Origin of the sequence: Mesorhizobium sp. M1143 (genome assembly GCF_040318435.1) — a bacterium.
Taxonomy (GTDB): domain Bacteria; phylum Pseudomonadota; class Alphaproteobacteria; order Rhizobiales; family Rhizobiaceae; genus Mesorhizobium.
Genome location: NZ_JAMYMJ010000091.1, coordinates 1 through 10,213, shown reverse-complemented (window position 1 = coordinate 10,213; position 10,213 = coordinate 1). Strand labels below are relative to the sequence as shown.

4 protein-coding genes and 3 pseudogenes are annotated in these 10,213 nt (G+C 58.7%); 5 read left to right on the top strand and 2 right to left on the bottom strand.

Features of this window, described 5'->3' with window-relative positions; genetic code table 11:
- A pseudogene (locus NKH35_RS30040) lies at positions 1-471 on the top strand (DDE-type integrase/transposase/recombinase); the annotation flags it as partial.
- Here the strand turns inward: NKH35_RS30040 and NKH35_RS32090 are convergent.
- Positions 450-1,865, bottom strand: a pseudogene (locus tag NKH35_RS32090) (IS30 family transposase). The pseudogenes NKH35_RS30040 and NKH35_RS32090 sit on opposite strands and share 22 nt — an antisense overlap.
- A gap of 43 nt (positions 1,866-1,908) precedes the next feature.
- On the opposite strand from NKH35_RS32090, the pseudogene NKH35_RS30025 reads away from it, so the two are divergent.
- From NKH35_RS30025 to NKH35_RS30010, 4 genes and pseudogenes are all read left to right on the top strand, one after another.
- Positions 1,909-2,202 (top strand): annotated as a pseudogene (locus tag NKH35_RS30025) (transposase domain-containing protein); the annotation flags it as partial.
- A gap of 230 nt (positions 2,203-2,432) precedes the next feature.
- Positions 2,433-3,299 (top strand): hypothetical protein, encoded by an 867-nt coding sequence (locus tag NKH35_RS30020; RefSeq protein ID WP_352917336.1) that lies wholly within the window; start codon positions 2,433-2,435, stop codon positions 3,297-3,299.
- Between the two features lie 246 nt (positions 3,300-3,545).
- The gene (gene virD4, locus NKH35_RS30015) at positions 3,546-5,291 is read left to right on the top strand and encodes a type IV secretion system ATPase VirD4 (protein ID WP_352917334.1); all 1,746 of its coding nucleotides are present in this window, start codon (positions 3,546-3,548) and stop codon (positions 5,289-5,291) included.
- Between the two features lie 639 nt (positions 5,292-5,930).
- A complete protein-coding gene (locus NKH35_RS30010) occupies positions 5,931-8,465 on the top strand; it encodes a two-component system VirA-like sensor kinase (protein ID WP_352917333.1) in 2,535 nt (844 codons plus the stop codon).
- A gap of 731 nt (positions 8,466-9,196) precedes the next feature.
- Here NKH35_RS30010 and NKH35_RS30005 read toward each other — a convergent pair.
- A partial coding sequence (locus NKH35_RS30005) for a radical SAM protein (protein WP_352917331.1) occupies positions 9,197-10,213 on the bottom strand: 1,017 nt, incomplete at its 5' end.

Sequence of the window (10,213 nt, the reverse complement as noted above, 5' to 3'; positions counted from 1 at the left end):
AGATGGGATACAGCCTCGAGGGATGAGGTCCGACGGTTTGAGGCGAACTTCCGCGTCTACGGCATTCGCAAGGTCTGGCGGCGGTTGCGTCGCGAGGGCTTCGAGGTCGCCCGCTGCACGGTTGCCCGCTTGATGAAGGCCATGGGCCTCGAAGGCATCGTCCGCGGCAAGCCGATCCGCACTACGGTGAGCGACAAGGCCGCACCTTGCCCTCTCGACCACGTCAACCGCCAGTTCCATGCTCCGGCGCCGAACATGCTGCGGGTCTCCGACTTCACCTGCGTCGCGACCTGGACGGGCTTCGTCTATGTCGCCTTTGTCATCGACACCTATGCCCGTCGGATCGTCGGCTGGCGGGTGAGCCGGACGGCGCATGCAGCCTTCGTTCTCGATGCCCTGGAACAGGCTCTCCATGATCGGCGGCCCGCGCGGGGAGGCGGGCTCATCCATCACAGCGATAGAGGCAGCCAAGGCGGATTCAACCGGATCGCCGCAACACCGGCATCATACTGTCCCCCAAGGAGCTGGTCGAGGAGTTCGGCAGGTGTTTTCCAGCCGAGCGTTTTGCGCGGTCTTGTGTGATAGCATGGGCAACTGCGTCCAGTTCCCGGGCTGTGTGCCGACTGAGACCCGTGCCCTTTGGAAAGTACTGTCTCAGCAAGCCATTGGTGTTTTCGTTGGAGTCTCGCTGCCACGGGCTTGGGGATCGCAGAAGTAAATCTCGAGCCCGGTGTCGATGCGCAGGTCGGCTGCTGCGCCATTTCCGCTCCATGGTCCCAAGTCAGCGACTGACGCAGCTGCTCGGGAAGTTTGCCCATGGATCGGGCTATGGCTCTGCGGACTGCTTCAGCGCCGTGGCCGGCAAGTGGTGGACCGTTCTTGATGCGCAGGCTCTGCTGATAGCCAGGCATGCGCGGCAGGTGAAGCACGCATTGTGAAGCGTGAACTTCGTTCCACGAGCGTACCGATCGCCTAGCTTCCGAGGCCAAGGATGAGGTCGCCTTCCCAATGTCCGGGGACAGCCCGATCGGCAATTTCGGCCGGACGGTCGCTTATTATAAGGGCGTCTCCAATGAAGGACTTGTTGCGAACTCGGGCCCGTTCGCGCGGTACGCGCAACGCTCGGCCTGAACGCAGACATGCGGTCAGTCCTCGGCGCAATGCTCCGCGTCCTTGTATGTACAAGGACTGATAGATCGTCTCGTGGCTGATCCGCATGGTTTGATCCTCTGGGTAATCGATCTGAAGCCGATTTAGCGATCTGCTCGGGGCTCCAGGCTGCCGACCACCTCCGGCTCTGTCGTTTTTTCCATACCCACCTTGGGGCCCTCGAATGAGGCGCCATTGGGGTTGGTGACTTTGCCGGCCAAGCGCTCCTCAACATGTTCACGCAGAGCCGGATTGACCGCCAGCTTGCCAGGAGGCCGCCGGGACTCACGATCGGCGTGCCATTGGGCGGCACTGGCCGGCAATCCAGATTGCCGCTGCGCGTCGCGGCATTGCGCCTGACCTCCCGCGAGATTGTGCTCGGCGGCCGACCTAGTTTACGAGCAATGCCCCGGATGCCGATTCCCTTGGCAAGCTCAAGCGCAATATCCTCGCGCTCCCGAAAGAAAGATATCGCCCCGAAGGCGGCTTCGCCCACGGCGCCAAATGCGTTGGCGGCATCCCTCCTGCACTCCGAAACCAGCGCGGACCAAGAGGCGTTGATGTACCGGCATCCAGTGCGGCCTCCTCGCTCGAATGTCCCAAGGCAATAGCTTGCCAGAACCGGAAGCGATTCTCACGCTGCCAGGCAGGCGGACGCCCGGGCGGTCTAGCTTCTTTCGAGTGCACCGATCTGAAGCGCGTTGGTGAACCGTCATTGCAACCTCCAATCCCTTGGTGTTGCGACGACCGGTTGAATCCGCCCAACACGTCAGCATTCAATACACCGAGCGCTTGGCGGAGGCCGGCGTCGAACCCGCAGCGTCGGCGACTCTTTCGATAATGCTCTCGCGGAAACGATCAACGGTCTTTACAAGGCCGAGGTGATCCATCGACGCGGACCCTGGCTCATTCGAGGCCGTCGAGTTCGCCACGCTCGAATGGGTCGACTGCTTCAACAATCGCTGGCTGCTGGAGCCCATCGGCAACATCCCGCCGGCCGAAGCCGAGGAACGCTACTACGCCATGTTGGATGAACCAGCCATAGCCGCGTGACTCAAACGAAACCGCCACCGGAATGCCCGGGGCAGTTCACATCGCATTTGGGAACACTACCCGCATTTGATGCCAGCTTCATCGTATTTTCTTCGGCTTGGACGGGCTCTTGGCAGACCCACAGAGCTGGAAACCCTTTGCCATACTACAACTGTAACATCATATCGGTTTAGCAGGTCAAGCTTCGGTGGTAACCTCATTGGGTAGAATAACTACTTTGGAGGCGAGCAATGGATCGCGATAACAAACGGGCACGTGCAGCTGCAAGATCATCTCAAGGCGTGGGGAGCAGTAGCCTCCGTGACGTTCCAGAGGGGCCATTGAGCGATGTTGCAGAACGGCTGGTAACCGCTACCCCGCGCGATACAGCGCGAAATCTTGGGGGCTTCAAAGGCCTCGGGACGCACGAGCGAACAGCCGTTCGGGGCACTCAACCCGGGCCAGAAACTGACCTCGCGAGATTTGAAAGGCGGACCAATCGGCTTGGACGATCAGCCATCAATCTGGCCGCGACATTAACAGCCGAATTGGGGTACAGCACGGATGACATAGCATTGCAGAAAGTCGGGGCGGCCAGTAATCTAGGCGATTACCTAACGCCAGGGCTGCAAGATGCTATTGTTAATCGCATTGGCAACATGGATCCGCCGTCGCAAGCTCTCGGAACTTATTACGTTGCGCCACACTTCAGTAAGTTTACTGACGAAAATAAATCTCGCATTCTTGATCAGGCCATTGGATTGGCTTCTTCTGATCCGGATGGCAATGTCAGAAACATGGCATCCAATGCTATTCTCAACATGTATCCCCAGTTAGACGCAAATCAACAGGCCCAAGCTCACTCAGTTTTTCCCGGCATGCAAGACATCTTGCCGCACATGCCGCCGCCGCAGCATGCAGCAGAGGAACGGAGTGCGAATCTGGACGGCCACATAGCAGGTATTGAGGCTGCAGTCCGTGATACAGTAGGCCCGCAAACCTCCTATGAACAGCTGCAGCGGGGTGCTCAAATCGGGCGGTCCATAAACCACGCCTTCAATCACGCCCGAGAGGACCTAATGGAGGCCACCAGAAGCAGAGATCGCTCCGGCCGTTGAGGTCTCGGCCATGGTACAGTGACGCTTTCTCTCCCGAATCCGTTTACGGCCTTGCCGTTTCCAATTCGCTGGCCGTTGACGTACCTGCTTAGTGTAACTTTCAAAAACCACGTCTGCCGGGTGATGCGCTGCAAGCATCGCACCACCCACTGCGGCATCGATCTGTCGAGCGGCGACATCGCGCGACGCCGGTTCGGTCTCTGAAGCACGCGCAGCATTAGCTACGGCTAATCCGGCAATGGAACAATGCTTTCAACAAAAACGACGCCCCCCAACATAGCCATTAGCATCGCGTGCTCACTCGCCGTGGGCTTCTGTGCGGCAAGTCTTTACGCAACCTTCCGCCACGGCGGCAGCGGCGAGGCTCTGATGGCGTTTGATGTCCGTGCCTTTTGGTTTGAGACGCCCTTCTATTTGGGTTTCGCAACCCCCGTTTTCTATCGGGGCGCGGCTATCGTGCTCTCGACGTCCGCGGTCGTCTTGCTGATTCAGCAGATCGTATTGCGCCGCAAGCTCGAACACCACGGGACGGCTCGTTGGGCTCGAGTGGATGAAATGCGACGCACGGGATATCTGCGACGATACCGTGGCGTGACAGGGCCGGTGTTTGGGAAGACAAGTGCGCCTTTCTGGCCTGGCTACTACCTGACCAATGGCGAGCAGCCTCACAGCCTCATCGTTGCACCGACCCGCGCTGGCAAGGGCGTCGGCATAGTCATTCCAACGCTACTTACATTCAAAGGCTCGGTGATAGCTCTGGACGTCAAGGGGGAGCTCTTTGAGCTCACCTCGAGGGCGCGCAAAGCCGCAGGTGACGACGTGTTTAAATTCGCGCCGCTGGATTCGGAGCGGCGCACAAACTGCTACAATCCGCTGTTGGATCTTATAGCGTTGCCTCCACAGCAGCAATTCACCGAAGCCCGCCGCTTGGCCGCAAACCTGATTACGGCCAAGGGGGAGGGCGCGGAAGGTTTCGTCAGCGGCGCGCGAGATATCTTTGTCGCGGGAATCCTTGCCTGCATCGAGCGGGGCACGCCAACAATCGGCGCCGTCTATGACCTCTTCGCCCAGCCGGGGGAGAAGTTTAAGCTCTTCGCGCGACTCGCCATGGAGACCCAGAACAAAGAGGCACAACGCATCTTCGACGACATGGCGGGGAACGATACGAAAATCCTAACCTCCTACACTTCCGTGCTCGGCGATGGCGGGCTCAACCTGTGGGCGGATCCCGCTGTAAAGGCGGCCACAAGTCGCTCGGACTTTTCGGTCTATGATCTTCGCCGTCGCAGAACGTGCATCTATCTTTGCGTTGGTCCGAACGACCTTGAGGTGATCGCGCCTCTGATACGCTTGTTTTTTCAGCAAATCGTTTCAATTCTGCAGCGGTCGCTGGCCCGCCGGGATGAAAAGCACGAGGTTCTCTTCCTGCTCGACGAGTTCAAGCACTTGGGTAAGCTGGAAGCGATCGAGACCGCAATCACGACTATCGCGGGCTACAACGGGCGTTTCATGCTCATCATCCAAAGCCTTTCGGCACTGACGGGGGCTTATGGAGAGGCTGGCAAGCAGAATTTTCTCAGCAATACCGGACTGCAAGTGTTCATGGCCACGGCTGATGACGAGACTCCGAACTACATTTCCAAGGCCATCGGTGAATACACGTTTGAAGCCAAATCGATTTCCCACAGCCAGGCGCGAACGTTCGACTGGACCATTCAGAATTCACATCAAGGTGCACCGCTATTGCGTCCCGAACAGGTTCGGCTGCTCGATGACGACTACGAGATTGTTCTCATCAAAGGTCTGCCACCATTAAAATTGAGGAAGGTGCGTTATTTCTCGGATCGCATTCTGAAACGCATCTTTGAACGCCAGACAGGCGCCCTCCCGGAGCCGGCGCCCTTGACGGGAGCAGAGGACGCGCTCTCCGCCGAATCTCAACTCGATGACCCGCTGTGTGAATTGGCGCAGGACTTTGACGATACAGTTTGATGTGAGGCTGGTGTGGACCCCGCGAAAAAATCCATCCCGTGTAACAGCTTTGTCGCAGGTGCAGGACGCCGGCTTGGAAGACGGGCAAGCGGTCCAGGCCCGGCGAGTGGGCTTTGAGCAGCACGTGTCCGAGGCGCTCCGGCCGCTGTTCGATGGTCGAGCTGACGAGCCGCCTACCGGTCCAGAGGAGCTTCTGCGACTGGAACAAGGGTTTCGCGAGGTGCTTCAGCGAGGGCAGGATCATCAAGCCGCCTCGTCTTTTTTCAGCGATCCAAGGATGCCCGCTGGACGGGATGACCCCAAGGGAAGCGTGTCGGACGCTTTCGCAGCAGCCGGCTCTAGGCACGCCGGAGTCGAGGCCGCCGCCCCGCCAGTGTTAGCTGCCAGCCAACAGCAGATCCGGCCCTCGCCAGTTGCGTTTGACCGGCCGGTATCATCCTCGGCTGCTGCAGGCGTGCGCTTGTATGCCCCTTCGATGATCTCTCGGAAGACCAGTTCCGAAAACTGCGATCAGTTGCCCGCCTTGTGCTGCCGCCTCGCCGTCGAGGTCGAAACGCCCGCGAATCAATGGAAGGTCAGCGGGCCATGGGGGCAGAGTCCGACGGCGTCTACACCGCCTATTTGAGGGGAGAGGTACACTTGGCTTTCCTGTTCCAGCAGCATCCGGCCGCACACCGACGCGATGGGGAGCTAGAATTCAAATCGGACCTTCGCAAGGCACGCACCGCGGATCAAACGCCGTTCGTTTGGGAAAAATGGCTCAGTACCGACAAAGCTTCTGTAATGGCCCTAGTGGCCTCGGTCGCGCTCTTGGTCGCGATACAGTGGCAAGACCCCCAGATCAACGAGGCGGTCCTAAGCGAACTGCGGACGATTCAGATCAACTACGCATTGCTCCAGCGAGACGTCGCCCGCGCCGACATGGTATTGGACTTCCGTTCCGTTGCTTCTACCGGGCAAGCATTAAAAAGGAACCTTCAAAACTACCAACGCCTTGTTGAGATCTCGCCCAATGAGAGCTCCGGGGTGCACTCCAGGTTGGTTGCACAGCTCAAAAATTCCCTCGAAAACACAGAAGCTGCCATCTCGGCCTCGGCCGCGCAAAATGAGCTTCTGCAAAGCTCTCTCGTACGCTTTGCTCGCTCGGCTAATCGCCTTCGGGGGGGAGTGTCGAACAGGCCTGAATTTTCCAATCTGATCCTTCAATTTTCGGCCAGACCGGGATTCAGCCTCGCATTACAAATCGATCAGTCTCTCCGCCGACTTCCTCCTAGCCAGGACCAAGTCACGGAGGATGTTGCCCGCGAGGGCCGCGCTATCCTGTCCTCAATGTTGAGGTTGGACCGCGCTGTCAATCGGATCCCATCCTTCGACACGTTCGCCAAGGCTGCCGAATTGGAGCGAGAACATCTGAAAGCCTACAGCTTCGCCAGCGCGCAAGCGCAGCGTACACGGCTTTTCTTTGGCTTGGTGTCCATATGCCTCTGCTTGTTTGCGACCATTCGAGCCTCCACGCTGCATGTGCGGACGAACCGGTTGGAAAGGCGGTTAGAGCTTGAAGCGGCGATGAGTGAGATCGAAGCTTGTTTCATCGACAGTCAAGCAACGAAGGCTTCGCGGCGCTTCTCCACCGAAGCAGCGCTTAGACTCATTCAATGCGTTTTCGATGCGGATCAATGCGCGCTTGCTCTGGTGGATCCGAGTATCAGCAGGAATACCGAGTACTTTGTCGCGAACAAGCGCATGCGCGTCTGGAACGCCACGCTAATCCATGAAGTCGTCTCACTTGTACACCCGGAACAGCCAGTGTTTCGCGTCGTTCCGGCGTCGGAAGTGTTTCGGACTGCCGTAGGCACTACCGGTGTTTGTCAAATTGTTGGTTGCCGGGCCTCCGATCAGCAGGCTGCGGTTTGTATCCTTGTTTTTGAAGGAGATCGCTCACCACCCTCCACAGACGACCTCCTGGTTCTGGCGAGCGCTACTGTGCGTTTAGGCAACCATCTTGAAATGCAACGTGTACACACGGAACGTAACCTTTTTGAGAGTCGATGGGAGCATGCGGAAAGGCTGACGGCTGTCGGCACAATCGCAAGCGGCGTTACACATGAATTCAATAATGTTCTAGGAGCAATAGTCGGCTACGCAGAGATGGCTAAAGGTCTTGTGCGCCGCCCCTCGAGAATTCGGGGCCACATCGGCCAAATTATCTTGGCCAGCAACCGAGCCAAGCTGATTATTGACCAAATTTTGTCGCTAAGCCGAACTCGGAAGCGCGTGACGATGCCTTTCGACGTCTCGGAGAGTGTAATGGATCTCGCGCCATTGCTGCGGGTTACACTTCCTGCGGATGTTCAGTTGAACTTCAAGATCAACGAGTGGCAAACGGTGATCGAGGGCAGCCCGACCGAGATACAGCAGATCCTTATGAATCTATGCAAGAACGCGTCGGAGGCTCTCTTGAATGAGGGCCGTGTCGAGATTAGCGTTTCTCGCGCTCACGTCTGTCAAACGAAGCCCGTGGCTAAGGGCACCTTGAAACCGGGAGATTACGTTCTCCTCTCCATCAGCGACGATGGCCAAGGAATCGCAAGTTCGGTGCTTCCGCACATCTTTGAGCCCTTTTTTACCACGCGCTCTCGCGTCGGCGGGACCGGACTGGGTCTTGCTGCAGTGGACCGCCATGTGAGCGCGCTCGCAGGATGCCTTGACGTCACCTCGGCTGTTGGCCGAGGTACACGCTTCGATCTCTACTTACCGGCCTGCGCTGAGGAGCAGGTCAGAGCTGATAGCGCTTCCGGTCCATACGATGGATCACTTGGCAATGGAGAAATCATTGCAGTGGTGGAGCCCGATCCAGCAGCGTTGGAGATCTACAACGATAAGATCGCCGCGCTTGGTTATAAGCCTGTCGGCTTCGCGACCTTCGAAAGTCTTTGCGACTGGATCGAGAGCGGGAAGGCAGCCGACCTCCTAATTTTCGATAAAGCGACTTTCCTCGGGCCAGGACAGCCCGAAGCCGTACGTACCACCCTGATGACGGTGCCCATCATCGTCGTTGGTGGAAGCGACCCCATGCCGATCACATCTGGTAATCAGACCTTCGTCCTTTGGCTAGCCAAACCGGTCTCGTCCAGGACGATGGAGCATGCAATTCGTAGGATGATAATGGCATGATGCCGCCGACGCGCTCAGGATACCGAGCTATCGAGGCAGTCGGAGGCGGAGCCGGCTGGGATCCAGCAAATACAAGAGCGTCGGACGATCTCTGCGCACCCGGCTCATGGCGAGTTCCCCTCGAACACTGTCGTCGGCTTCCGCTCAAGGAAGGCTCCCCGACCACGGCAAACCTGCCGCCGTGCTCGTGACCGTCAAGGACAAGTCGCCGCGCGATGGGGTCTGCGGGCCTCCATCCTTGACAAGTCACTGCGCGCTGGCGGCGACAGGCGACGGGTAATATAAGGTCGGGACGAGGAGATGGTCGCCAATCGGTCACGCAAGATGGTTGACGAGATGACTCGAGAGCAAAGCTTGACAATCATCGCCCCATTCACGCCAGACTTCTCCTGTGCGTTCATCACTCGGCTACGGCTCCTCGCCTGCCCCGACAAGGCTATCGCCGCCCGGCCGGGCAAGCGATATCCCAGGTTCCGACGTGTTCCCTTTCATGCTTGATGGACCTAGGCCCCGGCAGGGCGGGAGCATGAGGCTGGGTTCTCGATCGCGGATCTGTGAGGCAAGCACGGGGTAAGCGACGGCTCGACCCACCATTGGGGAGGCCGGCTTCGGCACGGAGGTGCGGCCTCGGCGTTGAGAGGCATCGGATCGGGTGTAGCAGGACTTTCGAACTAACTGCCGACAACACACTGGATAGGCTGTTCTCGTCGTTCGGTCCAGTTCACCAACGCCTATGTCGACATTTTACGGCGCTTCACTACTAGCCGGGCACCGCACGATGGCAGCTCGTTCTCTCCGGCAAAAGGTACTCCCTGTGTTAGCTTCCGTGTTGTGTGCTTGCCCTCAACTGCGGGATACGTAAGGCCATCCCTAAAAGCATCGAATGCGGCAGCAACAGCGCGAATCCCAAAGCGATGCTCCCGCCGTACGCGGACAAGACCGTTTTCGAAGTCCACTATTCCGTCCTTGGCCAGCATCGCCAAACGCTCATCTGAACCGCGAAGACGGATCGGATCAGATCCGTGGGCGACACAGATTGCCGGCACGTCAGCCTCGAAATCGCACATTAATCGCTCGATGATTGCGGCTCGCACGCGGTCGTCGTCTGTGAGGCGATGGCCCTTCGATGTCGCCAGTCGGCCAACTGCGATGTGCTGGATGTAGATATCCCGTGTAACTTCGTTTTGAACGTACCCCTGGCCGATGCGGCCGATAGCCGACGCGCCGAAACCGATCAGGGTTCTGCAGGTATCGGCAGAGTAGCCCAACGAGTTACGTCGCAGGCGACCGGTTTCCTGTGCCAGCGCGAGCTCGTCGTGCGGCAAGGCGAAATGGTCGAGCCCGATCTCCCGGTAGCCGGCGGCAACCAGCGTCACGGCGACAGCCGCATGCTGTTCAGCGCGGGCAGCGCTGTGGGGAAGAAATTCCGCCTCGATGAGGCGCTGATTCTTTATTTGGGATGGGATATGCGAGTAGCCGAACAAGGCAAGCCGGTCGGGGCGCATGGCGACCGCCGCCCTGACTGTTTCGACGCACGACTCCACCGTTTGACGCGGCAGGCCGTAGATGAGGTCGAAGTTGATGCGGCTTACTCCATGCCGGCGCAGCACTTCCACGGCAGCCGACGTCTGGGCCTCGCTCTGGATTCGGTTGATCGCTTTTTGAACAATGGGATCGAAGCTCTGTACGCCCAGGCTCGCGCGGTTCACGCCGGCCGCTCCCAAGCCTTCCGCCATCTCGGGCGTGAG